The following is a 20,024-nucleotide window of genomic DNA, read 5'->3' as shown; positions in this document are numbered from 1 at the left end:
CGTGAATGCGAGCACGTACCGACGATCACGCTCAGGTCACGGCGGGGCTTCTCAGTGGGCGGGCACCCTATAGCAGTTGGCCCCGTCCAGCGCCAATTTGCCTGCACCGCATACGCCTTGATAGTGACACGGCCCTTCTGACCAGCGGTAACCCGGGTGAATGTCACCTCTCGTGATTACTCGCGCGCTTCACGTATGAAGATCACCGCTCATCCGACTTCATGATCGTTCGTCGGGTGGTGGAGATCACAAAGGCGTTGTCGTACCCCGTGTCGCAGATCACAGACCGACGGGCATAAGATGCAGGCGGTTCGGGCTTGTGAACTGCCTCACATGTGCACGATCTCCACGGGGCGGCCACAGGGCCCGAGCGGACCGCCATCCAGTCATCGTCGACTGAAGGGAGCGAGGACGGTGAACGCTTACGCGCCCATCCTCGTACTGGGAGCCCTCGGGGCAGGCTTTGCGATCTTCTCTGTCGTCATGGCCACCCTCGTCGGACCCAGGCGCTACAACCGGGCCAAGCTCGAGGCGTACGAGTGCGGAATCGAGCCGACCCCCCAGCCGTCCGGCGGCGGTCGCTTCCCGATCAAGTACTACCTGACGGCGATGCTGTTCATCGTCTTCGATATCGAGATCGTCTTCCTCTATCCCTGGGCCGTCACCTTCGACGCCCTGGGGCTGTTCGGGCTCGTCGAGATGCTGCTCTTCGCGCTCACCGTCTTCGTCGCCTACGCCTACGTATGGCGTCGTGGCGGCCTGGAATGGGACTAGGGGTCACCCATGGGACTTGAAGAGAAGCTGCCGAGCGGCTTTTTGCTGACCACTGTCGAGCAGGCCGCGGGCTGGGTGCGCAAATCCTCGGTCTTCCCCGCGACCTTCGGTCTGGCCTGCTGCGCCATCGAGATGATGACGACCGGTGCCGGGCGCTACGACCTCGCCCGCTTCGGCATGGAGGTCTTCCGCGGCTCGCCGCGGCAGGCGGATCTGATGATCGTGGCCGGCCGGGTGAGCCAGAAGATGGCGCCCGTGCTGCGGCAGGTCTACGACCAGATGCCGAACCCGAAGTGGGTGATCTCCATGGGGGTTTGCGCCTCGTCGGGCGGAATGTTCAACAACTACGCCATTGTGCAGGGTGTTGATCACATCGTCCCGGTGGACATCTATTTGCCCGGCTGCCCGCCGCGCCCCGAGATGCTGATGGACGCCATTCTCAAGCTCCACCAGAAGATCCAGGACACCAAGCTCGGGGTCAACCAGCGGCAGGCGGCCCATGAGGCGGAGGAAGCGGCGCTCAAGGCGCTCCCGCTGATCGAGATGAAGGGGCTGCTGCGGTGACGGATCCGAAGAACGCCGACGGTCCCGGCACCCCCGAGGACCAGGACGACAACGTCCCGGCACCACGCGAGGACGCCGGCGACCTCATCGCCACCCGCCGCGGCATGTTCGGCGCGAACAACGGCGGCGACACCTCCGGATACGGCGGGCTCGTCCGCTCCGTCCGGCTGCCCGGCGCCACCGGCCGGCCGTACGGCGGCTGGTTCGACGAGGTCGCCGACGAGCTGGAGGGCGCGCTCGACGAGCAGGGCCTGGTCCCCGAGAACGTCATCGACAAGACGGTCGTGGACCGCGACGAGCTCACCTTCCACATCGAGCGGGAGTACCTGCCCACCGTCGCCAGGACCCTGCGCGACGACCCGGCACTGCGCTTCGAGCTCTGTACGGGCGTGAGCGGGGTGCACTTCCCGGGCGACAAGGGGCGCGAACTCCACGCCGTCTACCACCTGCGCTCGATCACCCACAACCGGCTCATCCGGCTGGAGGTCTCCGCGCCCGACGCCGATCCGCACGTGCCCTCGCTCGTGGAGGTCTATCCGACCAACGACTGGCACGAGCGCGAGACCTACGACTTCTTCGGCCTCGTCTTCGACGGCCACCCCGCGCTCACCCGGATCATGATGCCCGACGACTGGCAGGGCTTCCCGCAGCGCAAGGACTACCCGCTCGGTGGCATCCCCGTCGAGTACAAGGGCGCCCAGATCCCGGCTCCCGACCAGCGGAGGTCGTACAGCTGATGCTGCCTTTCCCCGGGGGGCGACCCCCGATCCAGCAGGAATCTCCCACGTGGCACGGGCCGTCGGTATCGGCACCGCGAGGAGGAACCCGATGAGTACCTCGCACGCAACGCCCCGCGAGACGACCGAAGGCACGGTCTACACCGTCACCGGCGGTGACTGGGACGAGGTCGCCGCGGCGGCCGCGAAGTCCGACGACGAGCGGATCATCGTCAACATGGGGCCGCAGCACCCCTCCACGCACGGCGTGCTCCGGCTGATCCTGGAGATCGACGGCGAGACCGTCACCGAGGCCCGCTGCGGCATCGGCTATCTGCACACCGGCATCGAGAAGAACCTCGAATACCGCACGTGGACCCAGGGCACGACCTTCGTCACGAGGATGGATTACCTCACCCCCTTCTTCAACGAGACGGCGTACTGCCTGGCCGTGGAGAAGCTGCTCGGCATCACCGAGCAGGTGCCCGACCGGGCCACCGTCATCCGCGTGCTCCTGATGGAGCTCAACCGGCTCTCCTCCCACCTGGTGGCCATCGCCACCGGCGGTATGGAGCTGGGCGCCACGACGATCATGATCTACGGCTTCCGCGACCGTGAGCTCATCCTCGACATCTACGAGTTGATCACCGGTCTGCGGATGAACCACGCCTACATCCGCCCCGGCGGACTGGCCCAGGATCTGCCCGCGGGCGCCGTCGACCAGGTACGCGCCTTCATCAAGACGATGCGCAGGAACCTCCACGAGTACGACAAGCTCGCCACCGGCAATCCGGTCTTCAAGGGCCGCATGGAGGGCATCGGCTACCTCGATCTGGCCGGCTGCCTGGCCACCGGTGCCACCGGCCCGGTGCTGCGCTCCGCCGGGCTGCCGCACGACCTGCGCAAGACGCAGCCCTACTGCGGCTACGACACCTACGACTTCGAGGTGCCGACCGCCGACACCTGCGACTCCTACGGCCGGTTCCTGATCCGTCTCGAGGAGATGCGCCAGTCGCTGCGGATCGTCGAGCAGTGCCTGGACCGGCTGGAGCCGGGACCGGTGATGGTCGCGGACAAGAAGATCGCCTGGCCCGCCCAGCTCGCCATGGGACCGGACGGACTCGGCAACTCCCTCGACCACATCAAGAAGATCATGGGCACCTCGATGGAGGCCCTGATCCACCACTTCAAGCTGGTGACGGAGGGCTTCCGGGTCCCGCCGGGCCAGGCGTACACCGCGGTGGAGTCGCCCAAGGGCGAGCTGGGGGTGCACGTGGTCAGCGACGGCGGCACCCGCCCCTACCGCGTGCACTTCCGCGACCCGTCCTTCACCAATCTCCAGGCCATGGCGGCCATGTGCGAAGGCGGCCAGGTCGCCGACGTCATCGTCGCCGTCGCGTCCATCGACCCCGTGATGGGAGGCGTCGACCGGTGAGCGACGTCAGTTTGGGGATGCCGCAGCTCCCCGCCCCCGATTACCCGGCAGACGTACGGGCCCGGCTCGAGGCCGACGCCAAGGAGGTGATCGCCCGCTACCCCGGCTCGCGCTCCGCGCTGCTGCCGCTGCTGCACCTCGTGCAGTCCGAGGAGGGGCACGTCACCCGCACCGGCGTCCGCTTCTGCGCCGAACAGCTCGGCCTGACCACGGCCGAGGTCACGGCGGTCTCGACCTTCTACTCCATGTACCGGCGCAAGCCGGGCGGCGACTACCAGGTCGGGGTCTGCACCAACACCCTGTGCGCGGTGATGGGCGGCGACGCCATCTTCGACGAACTGAAGGAACACCTCGGCGTCGGCAACGGCGAGACCACCGAGGACGGCTCCGTCACCCTCGAACACATCGAGTGCAACGCCGCCTGTGACTTCGCGCCCGTCGTGATGGTCAACTGGGAATTCTTCGACAACCAGACCCCGCAGAGTGCCAAGCAGCTGGTCGACGACCTGCGTGCCGGACGGACCGTCGAGCCCACCCGCGGCGCGCCGCTGTGCACGTACAAGGACACCGCACGGATGCTCGCCGGGTTCCCCGACGAGCGGCCCGGTGCCGTCGAGGCGTCCGGCGGGGCGGGCCCCGCCTCCCTGGTCGGACTGCGCCTCGCCAAGGGGGAAGGCGTTCCCGGACGCGGCGCTGACCACGTCATCTCCCCGCGCACCGCCGACCACCCCAAGGGGCAGCAGCGGCCCACGCACCCCAGCTCGCACGACGCACCACAAGAGACCTCGGCCTCCGATCCGCACCACCCGGCCGGGCCCGCAGCCGAGGAGGGGGAGTGATGACGGTGGCAGCCGAGAACGGCGGTACCGCCGGGCCCGAGGTCGGGGGAGAGGTCAGCCCCGAGAAGCTCCTCGCGCCGGTGCTGTCCGCCTTCTGGGACCAGCCCGGATCCTGGACGCTGGAGACCTACCGGCGGCACGACGGATACGAGGGCATGCGCAAGGCGCTCGCCATGCCGCCGGACGACGTCATCGCCTACGTCAAGGACGCCGGTCTGCGCGGCCGCGGCGGCGCAGGCTTCCCGACCGGCATGAAATGGCAGTTCATCCCGCAGGGCGACGGCAAACCGCACTACCTCGTCGTCAACGCCGATGAATCGGAGCCCGGGACCTGCAAGGACATCCCGCTCCTCTTCGCCAATCCGCACTCCCTCATCGAGGGCATCGTGATCGCCTGCCACGCGATCCGGTCGAACCACGCCTTCATCTACCTGCGCGGAGAGGTCGTGCCCGTCCTGCGGCGGCTGCACGAGGCCGTCCGTGAGGCGTACGCGGCGGGCTACCTCGGCAAGAACATCCTCGGCTCGGGGCTCGACCTGGATGTCATCGTGCACGCGGGCGCGGGCGCCTACATCTGCGGTGAGGAGACCGCGCTGCTGGACTCGCTCGAAGGCCGGCGCGGACAGCCCCGGCTGCGTCCCCCCTTCCCGGCGGTGGCGGGCCTCTACGCCTGCCCCACCGTGGTGAACAACGTCGAGTCCATCGCGTCGGTTCCCGCGCTCATGAACCGGGGCAAGGACTGGTTCCGGTCCATGGGCAGCGAGAAGTCCCCGGGCTTCACGCTCTACTCCCTCAGCGGCCACGTCACCAATCCCGGCCAGTACGAAGCCCCGCTGGGCATCACCCTGCGCCAGCTGCTGGACATGAGCGGCGGTATGCGGGCCGGCCACCGGCTGAAGTTCTGGACGCCCGGCGGCTCCTCCACCCCGATGTTCACCGAGGAGCACCTCGACGTCCCGCTCGACTACGAGGGCGTCGGCGCGGCCGGATCGATGCTCGGCACCAAGGCGCTGCAGTGCTTCGACGAGACCACCTGCGTGGTGCGCGCGGTGACCCGCTGGACGGAGTTCTACGCGCACGAGTCCTGCGGCAAGTGCACACCCTGCCGCGAAGGCACCTACTGGCTGGTGCAGTTGCTCCGCGACATCGAGGCCGGCAAGGGCCGGATGGACGACCTCGACAAGCTCAACGACATCGCCGACAACATCAACGGCAAGTCCTTCTGCGCCCTCGGCGACGGCGCCGCCTCGCCGATCTTCTCCTCGCTCAAGTACTTCCGCGAGGAATACGAGCAGCACATCACCGGCAAGGGCTGCCCCTTCGACCCCGCCAAGTCGACCGTCTGGGCGGACCACAACGCTCACCTGGGGGTGAATGCATGACCGTCACGACAAATGCCCCCAACGGGGGTGGCGAGGCGGCGATCCCGCCGGAAGACCTCGTCTCCCTGACGATCGACGGCATCGAGATCTCCGTCCCCAAGGGGACGCTGGTCATCCGCGCCGCCGAACTCCTCGGCATCGAGATCCCGCGCTTTTGCGACCACCCGCTGCTCGACCCGGCCGGCGCCTGCCGGCAGTGCATCGTCGAGGTCGAGGGCCAGCGCAAGCCGATGGCTTCGTGCACCATCACCTGCACCGACGGCATGGTCGTCAAGTCGCAGCTCACCTCGCCGGTGGCCGAGAAGGCCCAGCGCGGTGTGATGGAGCTGCTGCTGATCAACCACCCGCTGGACTGCCCGGTCTGCGACAAGGGCGGCGAGTGCCCGCTGCAGAACCAGGCGATGCAGGTCGGCGACACCGACACCCGCTTCGAGGGCAAGAAGCGGACGTTCGAGAAGCCGGTGCCGATCTCCACCCAGGTGCTGCTGGACCGCGAGCGGTGCGTGCTGTGCGCGCGCTGCACCCGCTTCAGCAATCAGATCGCCGGCGATCCGATGATCGAACTGCTCGAGCGCGGTGCCCTCCAGCAGGTCGGCACCGGCGAGGGCGACCCGTTCGTGTCGTACTTCTCCGGCAACACGATTCAGATCTGCCCGGTCGGTGCGCTCACCTCGGCCGCCTACCGCTTCCGCTCCCGCCCCTTCGACCTGGTCTCCTCGCCGTCGGTGTGCGAGCACTGCGCGGGCGGCTGCGCGACCCGCACCGACCACCGGCGCGGCAAGGTCATGCGGCGGATGGCGCAGAACGACCCCGAGGTCAATGAGGAATGGGTCTGCGACAAGGGGCGGTTCGGCTTCCGTTACGCGCAGCAGCGTGACCGGCTCGAGCACCCGCTCGTACGCAACGCGGACTCCGGTGAACTGGAGCCGGCGAGCTGGCCGGAGGCCCTGGAGGCCGCCGCCCGCGGACTCGCGGCAGCCAAGGGGCGCACCGGCGTCCTGACCGGCGGCCGGCTGACCGTCGAGGACGCCTACGCCTACGCCAAGTTCGCCCGGATCGCGCTGGAGACCAACGACGTCGACTTCCGGGCGCGGCCGCACAGCGCGGAGGAGGCAGACTTCCTGGCGGCCAGGGTCGCCGGGCGCGGCCGCGACCTGGACGGCGGGGGTGTCACCTACAACTCGCTGGAGAAGGCACCGGCCGTGCTGCTGGCCGGTATCGAGGCCGAGGAGGAGGCCCCGGGCGTCTTCCTGCGGCTGCGCAAGGCGCACCGCAAGAGCGGGCAGCGCACCTACGGCCTGGCGCCCTACGCCTCCCGCGGACTGATCAAGGCCGGCGGGACGCTGCTGCCGGCCGCGCCCGGCACCGAGACCGAATGGCTGGACGCGCTCGCGGGCGGGGTCGGCCTGGAGGGCGAGGGGCGCGTCGCCGCCGAAGCGCTGCGGTCCGAGGGCGCGGTCATCGTCGTCGGGGAGCGGCTGGCCTCGGTGCCCGGCGCGCTGACCGCCGCGGTCCGTGCCGCGTCCGCCACCGGCGCCGAACTGGTGTGGATTCCCCGCCGGGCCGGTGAACGCGGCGCCATCGAGGCCGGCGCGCTGCCCGGTCTGCTGCCCGGTGGCCGGCCGGCCACCGACCCGCGGGCGCGCGACGAGGTCGCCGCTGCCTGGGGTGTGGCGGCGCTCCCGCACCGGCACGGCCGGGACACCGGCCAGATCATCGAGGCCGCGGCCACCGGCGAGATCGGCGCACTGCTGGTCTCCGGCGTCGAGATCGCGGACCTGCCGGACCCGGCCCGCGCGACGACCGCGCTGGACGAGGTCGGCTTCCTGGTCAGCCTGGAGCTGCGGCCCTCGGCGGTCACCGAGCGGGCCGATGTGGTCCTGCCGGTGGCGGCGGTGGTCGAGAAGGCCGGCACCTTCCTCAACTGGGAGGGCAGGGCCCGGCTGTTCGAGGCCGCGCTCAAGCCCGACCAGATGACCCGCAGGCACCTCCTGCCGGACGCCCGGGTCCTGCACATGCTCGCCGACGCCCTCGATGTGCACCTCGCGCTGCCCGACATCCGCTCGGTACGCCACGAGCTGGACCGGCTCGGCGGCTGGAGCGGACCGTACGCCGGTGAGCCGCTGGAGAGCGGACGTCCGCTGCCCCGTCCGGAACCGGGCGAGGCGGTCCTCGCCGGGCACCGGCTGCTGCTGGACCGGGGGCGGCTCCAGGAGGGCGACGAGGCGCTGGCCGGCACCCGGCACCCCGCCGTCGCCCGGCTGTCGCAGGCCACCGCGCAGGAGAGCGGCGTCAAGGACGGCGACCTGCTGGCGGTCACCGGGCCGGCCGGCTCGGTGCGGCTGCCCCTCCAGGTGACACCGATGCCCGACCGGGTGGTGTGGCTGCCGCTGAATTCCGTGGGCGGTGGCGTGGCCGCCGACACCGGGGCGCGCCCCGGTGACCTGGTGAAGGTCTCCGCCGTCGCCGGTACGCCGGAGCCGGTTGAGGGAGGGGACGCATGATGGAGCGGCTCGATCAACTGGCCGTCGCGGGAACGGCGCTGGCGCAGGAAGACCTGTCGATGTTCGGCCGCGATCCGTGGTGGCTCGTCGTCATCAAGGCGGTCTTCTGCTTCGCGTTCCTGATGCTGACGGTGCTCTTCTCCATCGTCTGGGAACGCAAGGTCGTGGCCTGGATGCAGCTGCGCATCGGGCCCAACCGGCACGGCCCCTGGGGCATGCTCCAGTCCCTCGCCGACGGCATCAAGCTGATGCTGAAGGAGGACCTGGTCGTCAAGCGGGCCGACAAGGTCGTCTACATCCTCGCGCCGATCGTGGCGGCCGTACCGGCCTTCATGGCCGTCGCGGTGATCCCGTTCGGCCCGGCGGACAACGAGATCTCGATCTTCGGCCAGCGCACCCCGATGCAGCTGACCGACCTGCCGATCGGCATCCTCTACATCCTGGCCACGGCCTCCATCGGCATCTACGGCATCGTGCTGGCCGGCTGGTCATCGGGCTCGACGTACCCACTGCTCGGCGGTCTGCGCTCGTGCGCGCAGATGATCAGCTACGAGATCGCGATGGGTATCTCCTTCGCGGCGGTCTTCCTCTACTCCGGGTCGATGTCGACCTCGACGATCGTGGAGTCGCAGCAGAGCAAGTGGTACGTCCTCCTGTTGCCGGTGTCCTTCATCATCTACATCGTCGCGATGGTGGGCGAGACCAACCGCGCGCCGTTCGACATGCCGGAGTCCGAGGGCGACCTCGTCGGCGGGTTCAACACCGAGTACTCGTCCATCAAGTTCGCGATGTTCATGCTCGCCGAGTACATCAACATGGTCACCGTCTCCGCGGTGGCGGTGACCCTCTTCCTGGGCGGCTGGCGGGCCCCGTACCCGATCAGCGCCTTCTGGGAGGGCGCCAACCACGGCTGGTGGCCGCTGCTCTGGTTCGTCATCAAGGTCCAGCTGCTGCTGTTCTTCTTCATCTGGCTGCGCGGCACCCTTCCGCGGGTGCGCTACGACCAGTTCATGAAGCTGGGCTGGAAGGTCCTGATCCCGGTCTCGATGGTCTGGCTGATGCTCGTCGCGACCGTCCGGGCGCTGAAGAACGAGGGCTACCAGTTCCAGGAGATCGTGCTGTACGTCGCAGGGGCCGCGGTCGCCCTGCTGCTGATCTCGCTCGTCGTGGACTTCTTCCGGCGCGGCGAGAAGGAGGAGGAGACGGACGGCGACGGTGTCTTCGACCCGATGGCCGGCGGCTTCCCCGTACCCCCGCTGCCCGGACAGAGCCTGCCTCCCGTGCCGCGCCGACGACCCCGCTGGGGGTCCTCCCGGGCGACGGGCGAGGAGCGCGAGTTGATTGTCAGTGGCGGAGTGGACACTGTCAGTGACGGAAACGGAATCGATGGAAAGGGGGGCGACGGTGCCTGAGTTCCAGAACCCCGTGGCCGGCTTCGGCGTGACCTTCAAGGCCATGTTCAAGAAGCGGCTGACCGAGCAGTACCCGGAGGAGAAGAAGCCGACGGCGCCCCGCTTCCACGGCAGGCACCAGCTCAACCGCCATCCGGACGGGCTGGAGAAGTGCATCGGCTGCGAGCTGTGCGCCTGGGCCTGCCCGGCGGACGCGATCTACGTCGAGGGCGCGGACAACACCGAGGAGGAACGCTACTCCCCGGGTGAGCGCTACGGCCGCGTCTACCAGATCAACTACCTGCGCTGCATTCTGTGCGGCCTGTGCGTGGAGGCCTGCCCGACCCGCGCGCTGACCATGACCAACGAGTACGAACTCGCCGACAGCTCCCGCACCTCGCTCATCTACACCAAGGAAGAGCTGCTCGCGGGCCTGCAGGACACGATGGTCGACTCACCGCACGCGATCTTCCCCGGCATGACGGAGAAGGACTACTACAACGGTCTGGTGACCGAGGCCGCGCCCGGCACCGTCCGGCAGACCGCCGTCTCCAAGGGCGAGGCGCCGCAGGAGGCCGCCGCCACGACCGGTCCGAACGAGCCCGCGGCGCGGGAGGTGACCGAGCGATGAACTCCCTCGCCGCCGCTGCGGCTTCCACGACCTCGACAGGGGAGGCCGTGCAGTTCTGGATCCTGGGCGTCGTCGCCGTCCTCGGCGCGCTGTGCACGGTCTTGATGAAGCGGGCCGTGCACAGTGCCCTGTCGCTCGCCGGGACCATGATCATCCTGGCGGTCTTCTACCTCGCCAACGGGGCCTACTTCCTCGGCGTCGTGCAGATCGTGGTCTACACCGGCGCCATCATGATGCTGTTCCTCTTCGTCGTCATGCTGGTCGGCGTCACCGCGGCCGACTCCCTCAAGGAGACGCTCAAGGGCCAGCGCTGGCTCGCCGCCGGTGTGGGCATCGGCTTCGGCATCCTGCTCATCGCGGGCATCGGCAACGCCTCGCTCAAGGAGTTCAACGGCCTAGGCCAGGCCAACGCCGGCGGCAACGTACAGGGCCTGGCCGCACTCATCTTCACCAAGTACGTCTTCGCCTTCGAGCTCACCGGCGCGTTGCTGATCACGGCGGCCGTCGGCGCCATGGTGCTCACCCACCGGGAGCGCACGGAGCGCGCCAGGACCCAGCGCGAGCAGGCCGAGGCGCGGGTCAGGGAAGGCAAGCAGGTACCGCCGCTGCCCGCCCCCGGTGTCTACGCCCGGCACAACGCGGTGGACATCCCCGGGCTGCTGCCGGACGGCACCACATCCGACCTGACCGTCAGCCCGACGCTGCGCCAGCGCGGCCAGATCCGCGATGTCTCGGGTGAGTCGCTCGCCGAACTGAAGGCGCTGGAGCGGCGCTCCGAGGAGTGGCTGGAGCGGGACACCGAGCCCGAGGCTCCCAGGACCTCGGGACCGGGCGCCGCCTCGCCGAAGGAGGAGGCCAAGAAATGAACCCGGTCTACTACCTCTATCTCGCCGCCCTGCTGTTCACCATCGGCGCGGCCGGGGTGCTGATCAGGCGGAACGCCATCGTGGTGTTCATGTGCATCGAACTGATGCTGAACGCCTGCAATCTCGCCTTCGTGGCCTTCTCGCGGATGCACGGAAATCTGGACGGCCAGATCATCGCGTTCTTCACGATGGTCGTCGCCGCGGCCGAGGTCGTGGTCGGCCTGGCGATCATCGTGTCGATCTTCCGCACCCGCCATACGGCCTCGGTCGACGACGCCAGCCTGATGAAGCTGTAAGGGGTCGCACAAAGTGGAGAACTTGATCGCGCTGCTTGTCGCGGCACCGCTGGTCGGTGCGGCCCTGCTGTTGTGCGGCGGCAAACGACTCGACCGCGCCGGCCACTGGATCGGCACGCTCCTGGCGGCCGCTTCCTTCGCCGTCGCCGTGGTGCTCTTCGCCGACATGCTCGGCAAGGGCGCCGAGGACCGTGCCCTGCACCAGCACCTGTTCAGCTGGATCCCGGTCGGCGGCTTCCAGGCCGACCTCGCCTTCCAGCTCGACCAGTTGTCGATGACCTTCGTCCTGCTGATCACCGGGGTCGGATCCCTGATCCACCTCTACTCGATCGGCTACATGGAGCACGACGAGCGGCGGCGCCGCTTCTTCGGCTACCTCAATCTCTTCCTCGCGGCGATGCTGCTGCTCGTCCTCGCCGACAACTACCTTCTGCTGTACGTCGGCTGGGAGGGCGTCGGTCTCGCCTCGTACCTGCTGATCGGCTTCTGGCAGCACAAGCCCAGCGCGGCCACCGCCGCCAAGAAGGCGTTCCTCGTCAACCGCGTCGGTGACGTCGGCCTGTCCATCGCGATCATGCTGATGTTCACGACCTTCGGGACGTTCGCCTTCGGACCCGTGCTCGCCGCGACCGGTGGCACCGGCGAGGGCACGCTGACGGCCATCGGGCTGATGCTGCTGCTGGCCGCCTGCGGCAAGTCGGCGCAGGTGCCGCTGCAGTCCTGGCTGGGCGACGCGATGGAGGGCCCGACCCCGGTCTCGGCCCTGATCCACGCCGCCACGATGGTCACCGCCGGCGTGTATCTGATCACCCGCTCCGGAGCGATCTTCAACGCCGCCCCGGACGCCCAGACGGCCGTCGTCGTGGTCGGCGCGGTCACGCTGCTCTTCGGTGCGATCGTCGGTTGCGCCAAGGACGACATCAAGAAAGCACTTGCCGGTTCGACGATGTCGCAGATCGGCTACATGGTGCTGGCCGCCGGCCTCGGCCCGATCGGCTACGCCTTCGCGATCATGCACCTGGTCACCCACGGCTTCTTCAAGGCGGGCCTCTTCCTCGGCGCCGGTTCCGTGATGCACGGGATGAACGACGAGGTGGACATGCGCCGTTACGGCGGCCTGCGCAAGTACATGCCGATCACCTTCATCACCTTCGGCCTCGGCTATCTGGCGATCATCGGCTTCCCGGGCCTGTCCGGGTTCTTCTCCAAGGACAAGATCATCGAGGCGGCCTTCGCCAAGGGCGGCACCGAGGGCTGGATCCTCGGCGGCGCGGCCCTGCTGGGCGCCGCGATCACCGCGTTCTACATGACGCGGGTGATGCTGATGACGTTCTTCGGCGAGGAGCGCTGGCGCAAGGCGCCGACCCCGTCGCCCGCCGAGCCGTCCGCCGAGCCCGCGGCGGAGACGCGCGGCGAATACACCGCTCCCCATCCGCACGAGTCCCCGAAGACCATGACGATCCCGATGATCGTGCTGGCCTTCGGATCGGTCTTCGCCGGTGGACTGTTCAGCATCAACGAAGTCTTCGTGAAGTGGCTGGAGCCGGTCACCTCCTTCGAGCACGGCCACTCCCCGCTCAGTGCCACCACGGTCACCTCCGCCACGGTCGTGGTGATGCTCATCGGCGTCGGCGTCGCCTGGCTGATGTACGGCCGCAAGCCCGTCCCGGGCCTCGCCCCGCGCGGCTCGCTGCTGACCCGGGCCGCCCGCCGCGATCTGCTCCAGGACGACTTCAACCATGTCGTCCTGGTGCGGGGCGGCGAGCATCTCACCCGCACGCTCGTCTACCTCGACCACTCCCTGGTGGACGGCGCGGTCAACGGCACGGCGGCCACGATGGGCGGACTCTCCGGCAGGCTGCGCAAGTTGCAGACCGGCTTCGTCCGCTCCTACGCAGTCCAGATGTTGGGCGGGGCCGCCGTGCTCGTCGCCGCGACCCTGCTGATGAGGGGTGTCTGAGCCATGTCCTTTCCACTGCTGACGGCGACCGCCGTGGTGCCGGCGATCGGAGCGATCGCCACCGCCGCGGTGCCCGCCGCCAAGCGCACCGCGGCCAAATGGCTGGCGCTGCTGTTCTCGCTGGCCACCTTCGTGCTGGCCGTCGTGATCGCGGTCCGCTTTCGGCCCGGGGCCGAGGGCCCCTTCCAGCTGACCGAATCACACGCCTGGATCAGCGACTTCGGGGTCCGCTACGAACTCGGCGTGGACGGCATCGCGGTCGCTCTGATCGCGCTGACCGCCCTGCTGATCCCCTTCGTGATCCTGGCGGGCTGGCATGACGCCGACCCGCTGGAGACCGCGGCCGGCGACGACGCGGCCGCGGCGGAGGCCGGCCGGCGCTGGCGGCCCACCCAGGGCTTCTTCGCGCTGATCCTGGCCGTCGAGGCGATGGTGATCATCTCCTTCGAGGCCACCGACGTCTTCCTCTTCTACATCTTCTTCGAAGCCATGCTGATCCCGATGTACTTCCTCATCGGAGGTTTCGGGGACCGCGCCGGGCAGCACGGCGAGGAGCAGGCCGCCACCCAGCGCTCGTACGCCGCGGTGAAGTTCCTGCTCTACAACCTCGTCGGCGGCCTGATCATGCTGGCCGCGGTGATCGGGCTGTACGCCGCCACCGCCGACCAGCTCGGCGCCGGCACCTTCTCGCTGCAGCAGATCGTCGAGGCGCGGGCGTCCGGTCAGCTGGACCTCGGCACGGGCACCGAACGGCTGCTCTTCCTCGGCTTCTTCTTCGCCTTCGCGGTGAAGGCTCCGCTGTGGCCGCTGCACACCTGGCTGCCCAACGCCATGGGCGAGTCGACCGCGCCGATCGCGGTGCTGATCACCGCGGTCGTCGACAAGGTCGGCACGTTCGCGATGCTCCGCTTCTGCCTCCAGCTCTTCCCCGAGGCCAGCAGCTGGGCCACCCCGGTCATCCTGGTCCTCGCGGTGATCAGCGTGATCTACGGCGCGCTGCTCGCCGTCGGCCAACGGGACATCAAGCGTCTGATCGCCTACGCCTCCATCTCCCACTTCGGGTTCATCGTCCTGGGCATCTTCGCGATGACCTCCCAGGGCCAGGGCGGCGCGACGCTCTACATGGTCAACCACGGCATCTCGACGGCCGCGTTGATGCTGGTGGCCGGCTTCCTGATCAGCCGCCGCGGCTCGCGTCTGATCGCGGACTACGGCGGTGTCCAGAAGGTCGCCCCGGTCCTCGCGGGCACCTTCCTCATCGGCGGGCTCGCGACCCTCTCGCTGCCCGGCCTGGCACCGTTCATCAGCGAATTCCTGGTCCTGGTCGGCACGTTCAGCCGCTATCCGGTCATCGGCATCATCGCCACCGCCGGCATCGTCCTCGCCGCGCTCTACGTCCTCGTCCTCTACCAGCGGACGATGACCGGGCCGGTGAAGGCCGAGGTGCGCGGCATGCCGGACCTCAAGGTCCGCGAGCTGGTGGTGGTGGCGCCGCTGATCGCGCTGCTGCTCTTCCTCGGGGTGTACCCCAAGCCGCTCACCGACATCGTCAACCCCGCGGTGGAGCACACCCTGTCCGTCGTGGACAAGAAGGACCCCAAGCCCGCTGTGCGGGTGGACGCCGTGCCCGGCGGAGGCCACGGCCACGCCGCGCGTGATCAAGACGTGGAGGCCGCGAAGTGAGTTCCGTGGCAAGTGTCCACAGCCTGTGGACAATGGCGGCCGAGGCGCCGGGCAGGATCCCCGCGCCGCACATCGAATACGCCCAGCTGTCGCCCACGCTGATCGTCCTCGGCGCCGCGGTCGTCGGGGTCCTGTTCGAGGCGTTCCTGCCGCGCCGCAGCCGCTATTACGCCCAGCTGCTGCTGTCCGTGGTGGCGCTGGCCGCCGGGTTCGCCGCGGTGATCGGTCTGGCCGCCGGCGGCTTCGGCTCGTCCAAGGCCCACGTCGCCGCGATGGGCGCCATCGCCGTCGACGGCCCCGCACTGTTCCTGCAGGGCACGATCCTGCTGGTGTCCCTGGTCGCCGTCTTCACCTTCGCCGAGCGCCGGCTCGACCCGGCGGCGCACGGCAATCGGGTGGACTCCTTCGCCGCCCAGGCCGCCGCGGTGCCGGGCGGCGAGGCGGAACGGGCCGCGGTCAAGGCCGGTTTCACCACCACCGAGGTCTTCCCGATCGCTCTCTTCGCGGTCGGCGGCATGCTCGTCTTCCCGGCGGCCAACGACCTGCTGACGCTGTTCATCGCGTTGGAGGTCTTCTCCCTCCCGCTGTACATCCTGTGCGCGCTGGCCCGCCGTCAGCGGCTGCTCTCGCAGGAAGCGGCGGTGAAGTACTTCCTGCTCGGTGCGTTCTCCTCCGCCTTCCTCCTGTTCGGCATCGCCCTGCTGTACGGCTACTCCGGCACCGTCACCTACGCCGGGATCGCCGAGGTCGTCGCGGACGGCGCGAAGCAGATCGACCCGGCGCTGGCCGGGACGATGGGCAATGACGCGCTGCTGCTGATCGGCGCGGCGCTGGTGCTGATGGGCCTGCTGTTCAAGGTCGGCGCGGTCCCCTTCCACATGTGGACCCCGGACGTCTACCAAGGCGCTCCGACCCCGGTCACCGGCTTCATGGCGGCGGCCACCAAGGTCGCGGCCTTCGGTGCGCTGCTGCGCCTGCTGTACGTCGTCCTCCCGGGCATGCGCTGGGACTGGCGGCCGGTGATGTGGGGCGTCGCGATCGTCACGATGCTGGGCGGTGCGATCGTCGCGATCACCCAGACCGACATCAAGCGGCTGCTGGCGTACTCCTCCATCGCGCACGCCGGCTTCATCCTCGCCGGTGTCATCGCCACCAGCGAGGACGGCGTCTCCTCGGTGCTCTTCTATCTCGCCGCCTACTCCTTCGTGACGCTCGGCGCCTTCGCCGTGGTCACCCTGGTGCGGGACGCGGGCGGCGAGGCCACACATCTGTCCAAGTGGGCGGGGCTCGGGCGGCGTTCGCCACTGGTGGCCGCGGTCTTCGCCGTCTTTCTGCTGGCCTTCGCCGGTATCCCGCTGACGTCCGGCTTCGCCGGAAAGTTCGCGGTGTTCAAGGCGGCGGCGCAGAGCGGTGCGGGCTGGCTGGTCGTCGTGGGTGTGCTCTCGTCGGCGATCGCCGCGTTCTTCTACATCCGGGTGATCGTGCTGATGTTCTTCAGCGAGCCGAAGGCGGACGGCCCGACGGTCGCGGTGCCCAGCCCGCTGACGACGACGGCCATCGCGATCGGGGTGGCGGTCACCCTGGTGCTCGGCCTCGCACCGCAGTACTTCCTGGATCTGGCAGGTCAGGCGGGGGTCTTCGTACGCTGAGGACCGCCCACCACCGCGGGCGACGCGCATGCGGACGGCCGCCGCCCGGTCCCCTGAGGGGTGCCGGGCGGCGGCCGTCGGCGTCGGCGCGGGTCAGCTGCCGTCGGGCAGGCCGCTGGGCAGCTGCGGCATGTCCGGGATCTTCACCTTGCCGTCGGTGGACTTGGTGTACTTCTCGGTGGGGCCGTTCTTCCAGTTGATCGTCAGGCTGTTGCCGTCGGACCCGGACTTGAGGGTGCCCATGGTGCGCGTGGTGTCCCCGTCGGTGCACTTGAGGGCGGCCATGGTCATCCCGGCCATCTCCTGGATCTTGCCGATGCAGGCCGCCTTGTGACCGTTGCTGAGCGCGACGGTGCCCTTGCTGATGGCGAGGATGAGCTGCCCGTCCGCCGACTCCGTCGTCCAGGCGCCCTCGATCGTCTTGCTGTCCGCGGGCTTGTCGCTGTCCGGAGTCGACGTTCCGGCCTCCGGCTGCTTGCTCGGAGCGCTCTCCTTGCCGTTGTCGCCGCTGCTTCCGCAACCGCTGAGCAGCATCGCGGCGATGGCGGCCGCCCCGGCGAACTGTGCTGCCTTGCGCACGTACGTCTCCTCCGTTGTGGGACAGGGAAACGTGAGGCTAGCAGCCGGACCGCGGCCCGGGGCGGCGGTGAGCAGGTGTGCGGCGGGTTGCGGCAGCGCCGGTACGGAGTTGGTGTCCGGCTGTGGCGTGGCAGGCCGACGCGGGGGTCGACCGGATGGGCCTGGCCGTGGGCCGCACCGGTCCCTGCCCGGACCCGTCCGGCCTCGGTTCCCCGTGGGACACCATGCCCCGGGCCGTGTCCCCCTGGCGCCTGCCGCCCTGCGCGGCCGCGCCCCGGCCGCCTCTGGGGCCGCTCCCGCTACCCCCCCGGAGTTCGCCGAGTTCTTGTCCTCCTGGACGGCGCGGCGCACCGCCCGCACCGTCCACACCTCCTTGACCAGACGCTTGAGGTCGCGGCGCAGGGGCCGGAAGCCGCTGCCGGGCAGCAGCTTCGCGTCCAGGCCCGTCGCCGAGGCCAGGGCCGCGAGGAGACGGGAGCGGTGGTAGGGGAGACCGGCCTCGACCGCGGCCCGGAAGCGGGCGTGCGCCGGGCCGAGAAGGTCCACCGGGCCGGCCGGGAAGCGGGTGTGCGGGAAGAGGCCCAGGGCGCGCCGGGCCTCCCTGCGCAGCGCGCCGCGCTCCTCCAGCCGGCGCACGCACAGGCCCTGGGAGGACCGGCCCATGCGGCGGACCCACCGGTGGGCCCGCACCCCGTTGCGCTTCGCCGGGCCGGGGAGCGCCGCCAGAGCCGTGTCGAGCACCGGATCGTTCAGCGGCAGCGGTGTGGTGACCGCGATGCGGTCGCCGCGCTCGACGGTGACCCGGCCGGCGGCCTCCAGATCGGCCAGCGCGGCGCCGGCCAGGCCGTACCCCAGATACGCCTGCCGGATCACGGGCCTGCCGCGGACCGGGTCCCACGCCAGCAGCAGCAGTTCCTCGGCGAGGGTCAGGGCGGGCTGCGCGGCGCCCGTCACGTCGCTTCGGGGGCCGGGGTGCGCTGCCCGGCCGATCCGGCGGGCCCGGCCGCGGTCGCCGCGGGAGCCGGCGCGGGCAGGATCCGGCCGGTGACCTCGCCGAGGCCGATCCGGGCACCGTCGGGGCCGGGTGCCCAGGCCGTGAGCGTGACCTCGTCGCCGTCCTGGAGGTAGGGGCCCTTGCCCTGGGTGAGTTCGAGGAGGCAGCCCAGCTGGTCCGGCTCCGGCCCGGAGACCGTGCCGGAGGCGAACAGATCGCCGGTGCGCAGCGAGGCGCCGTTGACCGTCATATGGGCGAGCTGCTGGGCGGCCGTCCAGTACATGGCGGAGAAGGGCGGGCGGGAGATGGTCTCGCCGTTGACGGTCACCTCGATGCGCAGATCGAGTCCGCCCGGTTCCGTGTCCGCGTCGTCGAGGTAGGGCAGCAGCGGGAAGTCCCGGGCGGGCGGCGGTGTGCGGGCCTCGTCGAGGGCGTCGAGGGGTGTGATCCAGGCGGAGACGGATGTCGCGAAGGACTTGCCGAGGAAGGGGCCGAGGGGCACGTACTCCCACGCCTGGATGTCGCGTGCGGACCAGTCGTTGACGAGGCAGACGCCGAAGACGCGGTCGCGGAAGGCGTCGAGGCCGACCGGCTGGTGGAGGGCGGACGGGGTGCCCACGACGAATCCGACCTCGGCCTCGATGTCCAGGCGGGCGGAGGGGCCGAAGGACGGGGCGGGATCCGCCGGGGCCTTGCGCTGGCCGTTGGGGCGCACCACCGGGGTGCCGGTGACGACGACGGTGCCGGAGCGGCCGTGGTAACCGATCGGCAGGTGCTTCCAGTTGGGGGTGAGCGCCTCGCCGTCCGGGCGGAAGATCCGGCCGACGTTCGTGGCGTGGTGCTCGCTGGCGTAGAAGTCGACGTAGTCGGCGACCTCGAAGGGGAGGTGCAGGGTGACGTCGTCCAGCGGGTGCAGGAGCGGGGCCACGGCGGGGCGGTGCGCGGGGTCGGTCAGGGCGCCGCGGACGGTCGCGCGGACCTCCTGCCAGGCGGTGCGGCCGGCGGCCAGCAGAGGGTTGAGCGTGGGCGCGGCGAGCAGCTCGGCGTGCGGGGTGAGGACGGCGCCGGACAGTGCGCTCAGGTCGAGGACGTGGCTGCCGTAGCGGACGCCGAGACGGCGCCGCTCGGGTGCGTCGGCGGTGCTGAACACGCCGTAGGGCAGGGTGTGCGGGCCGAAGGGATCGCCTTCCGCCAGGTCGAACGGGCTCTGCTCGGGCATGGACAGCTCCTCGCGTGCGTCGTCGCCGGTGGGCGACCGGGCCGGCCGGGGTCGGGTGTCCTGGCCGGTCGGTCGACGGACCGGCCACGACCGGTCCGTCCGAGGCTCAGAGTACGGGCGGCCGGGGCGTCGCGGGGCGGCCTGTGGACGGACGAACCGGGCAGTTGGCAAGGTGGCCGGTACGCCTTGCCCCATGTCGGCGCAATGTCCGGAAAACCCGGTGGGCAGGGGCCGTACGCGTGCCGCCCGGTACGTTGCGGACGCCCTGTGCGCCCGGGGAAGCGCAAGGCACCCCCCGCCCCTGTGCGGTGGGTGAGCCATCGGCGAGGATGACTGAAGAAGGCAGGGTCCTCGCGGCCGTCCGGCCCCTCCGGCGCCGGCGTGGCAGCAGGGACTCCTGGGGGCCGTGGTGGCCTTGCCGCCTCGCCCCGCGTACGGCAAATCCGCATCAATAGGTGATCAAGAACATTCCGGCCCCGTGGTCGGTTGCTTCCGAGGTGGTTCGAGGGGCGGGCGCTCACGGTGATCGAACTGGGACCGGA

16 protein-coding genes are annotated in these 20,024 nt (G+C 69.9%); 14 read left to right on the top strand and 2 right to left on the bottom strand.

Translation table 11 applies throughout. From position 1 onward, the window contains the following. The first annotated feature begins 414 nt into the window (after positions 1-414). The 14 genes from ACGFZW_RS11150 to nuoN all read left to right on the top strand — a co-directional run bounded on the left by ACGFZW_RS11150 (position 415) and on the right by nuoN (position 16,690). Positions 415-774 (top strand): NADH-quinone oxidoreductase subunit A, encoded by a 360-nt coding sequence (locus ACGFZW_RS11150; RefSeq protein WP_030262580.1) that lies wholly within the window; start codon positions 415-417, stop codon positions 772-774. A gap of 9 nt (positions 775-783) precedes the next feature. After that, positions 784-1,338, top strand: a complete 555-nt coding sequence (locus ACGFZW_RS11145; RefSeq protein ID WP_393892764.1) for a NuoB/complex I 20 kDa subunit family protein — start codon at positions 784-786, stop codon at positions 1,336-1,338. After that, positions 1,335-2,075 carry an NADH-quinone oxidoreductase subunit C gene (locus tag ACGFZW_RS11140; protein WP_393892763.1) on the top strand — a complete coding sequence of 247 codons (741 nt, stop codon included), beginning with the start codon at positions 1,335-1,337 and terminating at the stop codon, positions 2,073-2,075. The genes ACGFZW_RS11145 and ACGFZW_RS11140 overlap by 4 nt, the downstream gene beginning before the upstream one ends. Before the next feature lie 91 nt (positions 2,076-2,166). Further along, positions 2,167-3,489 carry an NADH-quinone oxidoreductase subunit D gene (locus tag ACGFZW_RS11135; RefSeq protein ID WP_393892762.1) on the top strand — a complete coding sequence of 441 codons (1,323 nt, stop codon included), beginning with the start codon at positions 2,167-2,169 and terminating at the stop codon, positions 3,487-3,489. Beyond that, entirely contained in the window at positions 3,486-4,328 is an 843-nt protein-coding gene (gene nuoE, locus ACGFZW_RS11130; RefSeq protein ID WP_393892761.1) for an NADH-quinone oxidoreductase subunit NuoE, read from the top strand. The genes ACGFZW_RS11135 and nuoE overlap by 4 nt, the downstream gene beginning before the upstream one ends. Continuing rightward, the gene (nuoF, locus tag ACGFZW_RS11125; protein WP_393892760.1) at positions 4,328-5,710 is read left to right on the top strand and encodes an NADH-quinone oxidoreductase subunit NuoF; all 1,383 of its coding nucleotides are present in this window, start codon (positions 4,328-4,330) and stop codon (positions 5,708-5,710) included. Before nuoE ends, nuoF begins: the two co-directional genes overlap by 1 nt. Then, the gene (locus tag ACGFZW_RS11120; protein WP_393892759.1) at positions 5,707-8,214 is read left to right on the top strand and encodes an NADH-quinone oxidoreductase subunit G; all 2,508 of its coding nucleotides are present in this window, start codon (positions 5,707-5,709) and stop codon (positions 8,212-8,214) included. The genes nuoF and ACGFZW_RS11120 overlap by 4 nt, the downstream gene beginning before the upstream one ends. Next, the gene (gene nuoH / locus ACGFZW_RS11115) at positions 8,214-9,626 is read left to right on the top strand and encodes an NADH-quinone oxidoreductase subunit NuoH (RefSeq protein ID WP_393892851.1); all 1,413 of its coding nucleotides are present in this window, start codon (positions 8,214-8,216) and stop codon (positions 9,624-9,626) included. The genes ACGFZW_RS11120 and nuoH overlap by 1 nt, the downstream gene beginning before the upstream one ends. Next, positions 9,601-10,236: an NADH-quinone oxidoreductase subunit NuoI gene (gene nuoI, locus ACGFZW_RS11110; protein ID WP_393892850.1), complete on the top strand. Its 636-nt coding sequence runs from the start codon at positions 9,601-9,603 to the stop codon at positions 10,234-10,236. The genes nuoH and nuoI overlap by 26 nt, the downstream gene beginning before the upstream one ends. Then, positions 10,233-11,102, top strand: coding sequence for an NADH-quinone oxidoreductase subunit J (locus ACGFZW_RS11105; protein WP_393892758.1), 870 nt, complete (start codon positions 10,233-10,235; stop codon positions 11,100-11,102). The genes nuoI and ACGFZW_RS11105 overlap by 4 nt, the downstream gene beginning before the upstream one ends. After that, entirely contained in the window at positions 11,099-11,398 is a 300-nt protein-coding gene (gene nuoK, locus ACGFZW_RS11100; RefSeq protein WP_393892757.1) for an NADH-quinone oxidoreductase subunit NuoK, read from the top strand. The genes ACGFZW_RS11105 and nuoK overlap by 4 nt, the downstream gene beginning before the upstream one ends. A 13-nt stretch (positions 11,399-11,411) precedes the next feature. Then, positions 11,412-13,358, top strand: coding sequence for an NADH-quinone oxidoreductase subunit L (gene nuoL / locus ACGFZW_RS11095; RefSeq protein ID WP_393892756.1), 1,947 nt, complete (start codon positions 11,412-11,414; stop codon positions 13,356-13,358). A gap of 3 nt (positions 13,359-13,361) precedes the next feature. Next, positions 13,362-15,041, top strand: a complete 1,680-nt coding sequence (locus tag ACGFZW_RS11090) for an NADH-quinone oxidoreductase subunit M (protein ID WP_393892755.1) — start codon at positions 13,362-13,364, stop codon at positions 15,039-15,041. 32 nt (positions 15,042-15,073) lie between these two features. Continuing rightward, positions 15,074-16,690 (top strand): NADH-quinone oxidoreductase subunit NuoN, encoded by a 1,617-nt coding sequence (gene nuoN, locus ACGFZW_RS11085; RefSeq protein WP_393892849.1) that lies wholly within the window; start codon positions 15,074-15,076, stop codon positions 16,688-16,690. A gap of 93 nt (positions 16,691-16,783) precedes the next feature. Here the strand turns inward: nuoN and ACGFZW_RS11080 are convergent, their stop codons facing one another. Continuing rightward, entirely contained in the window at positions 16,784-18,223 is a 1,440-nt protein-coding gene (locus ACGFZW_RS11080) for a GPP34 family phosphoprotein (RefSeq protein ID WP_393892754.1), read from the bottom strand. Continuing rightward, positions 18,220-19,482, bottom strand: a complete 1,263-nt coding sequence (fahA, locus tag ACGFZW_RS11075; protein WP_393892753.1) for a fumarylacetoacetase — start codon at positions 19,480-19,482, stop codon at positions 18,220-18,222. The genes ACGFZW_RS11080 and fahA overlap by 4 nt, the downstream gene beginning before the upstream one ends. Between the last annotated feature and the right edge of the window lie 542 nt (positions 19,483-20,024).

The organism is Streptomyces sp. NPDC048248 (genome assembly GCF_043201875.1).
Classification (GTDB): Bacteria; Actinomycetota; Actinomycetes; order Streptomycetales; family Streptomycetaceae; genus Streptomyces.
The sequence above is the reverse complement of the archived record's forward strand: the minus strand, read 5'-3'. Positions and strand labels throughout refer to the sequence as shown.

Excerpts from the sequence above, each read along its gene's own strand:
- ACGFZW_RS11105 (WP_393892758.1), top strand. The coding sequence starts at position 10,233 with ATGAACTCCCTCGCCGCCGCTGCGGCTTCCACGACCTCGACAGGGGAG.
- nuoF (WP_393892760.1), top strand. The coding sequence starts at position 4,328 with ATGACGGTGGCAGCCGAGAACGGCGGTACCGCCGGGCCCGAGGTCGGG.
- nuoH (WP_393892851.1), top strand. The coding sequence starts at position 8,214 with ATGGAGCGGCTCGATCAACTGGCCGTCGCGGGAACGGCGCTGGCGCAG.
- ACGFZW_RS11090 (WP_393892755.1), top strand. The coding sequence starts at position 13,362 with ATGTCCTTTCCACTGCTGACGGCGACCGCCGTGGTGCCGGCGATCGGA.
- ACGFZW_RS11135 (WP_393892762.1), top strand. The coding sequence starts at position 2,167 with ATGAGTACCTCGCACGCAACGCCCCGCGAGACGACCGAAGGCACGGTC.
- nuoI (WP_393892850.1), top strand. The coding sequence starts at position 9,601 with ATGGAAAGGGGGGCGACGGTGCCTGAGTTCCAGAACCCCGTGGCCGGC.
- nuoN (WP_393892849.1), top strand. The coding sequence starts at position 15,074 with ATGGCGGCCGAGGCGCCGGGCAGGATCCCCGCGCCGCACATCGAATAC.
- ACGFZW_RS11145 (WP_393892764.1), top strand. The coding sequence starts at position 784 with ATGGGACTTGAAGAGAAGCTGCCGAGCGGCTTTTTGCTGACCACTGTC.
- ACGFZW_RS11120 (WP_393892759.1), top strand. The coding sequence starts at position 5,707 with ATGACCGTCACGACAAATGCCCCCAACGGGGGTGGCGAGGCGGCGATC.
- nuoK (WP_393892757.1), top strand. The coding sequence starts at position 11,099 with ATGAACCCGGTCTACTACCTCTATCTCGCCGCCCTGCTGTTCACCATC.
- fahA (WP_393892753.1), bottom strand. The coding sequence starts at position 19,482 with ATGCCCGAGCAGAGCCCGTTCGACCTGGCGGAAGGCGATCCCTTCGGC.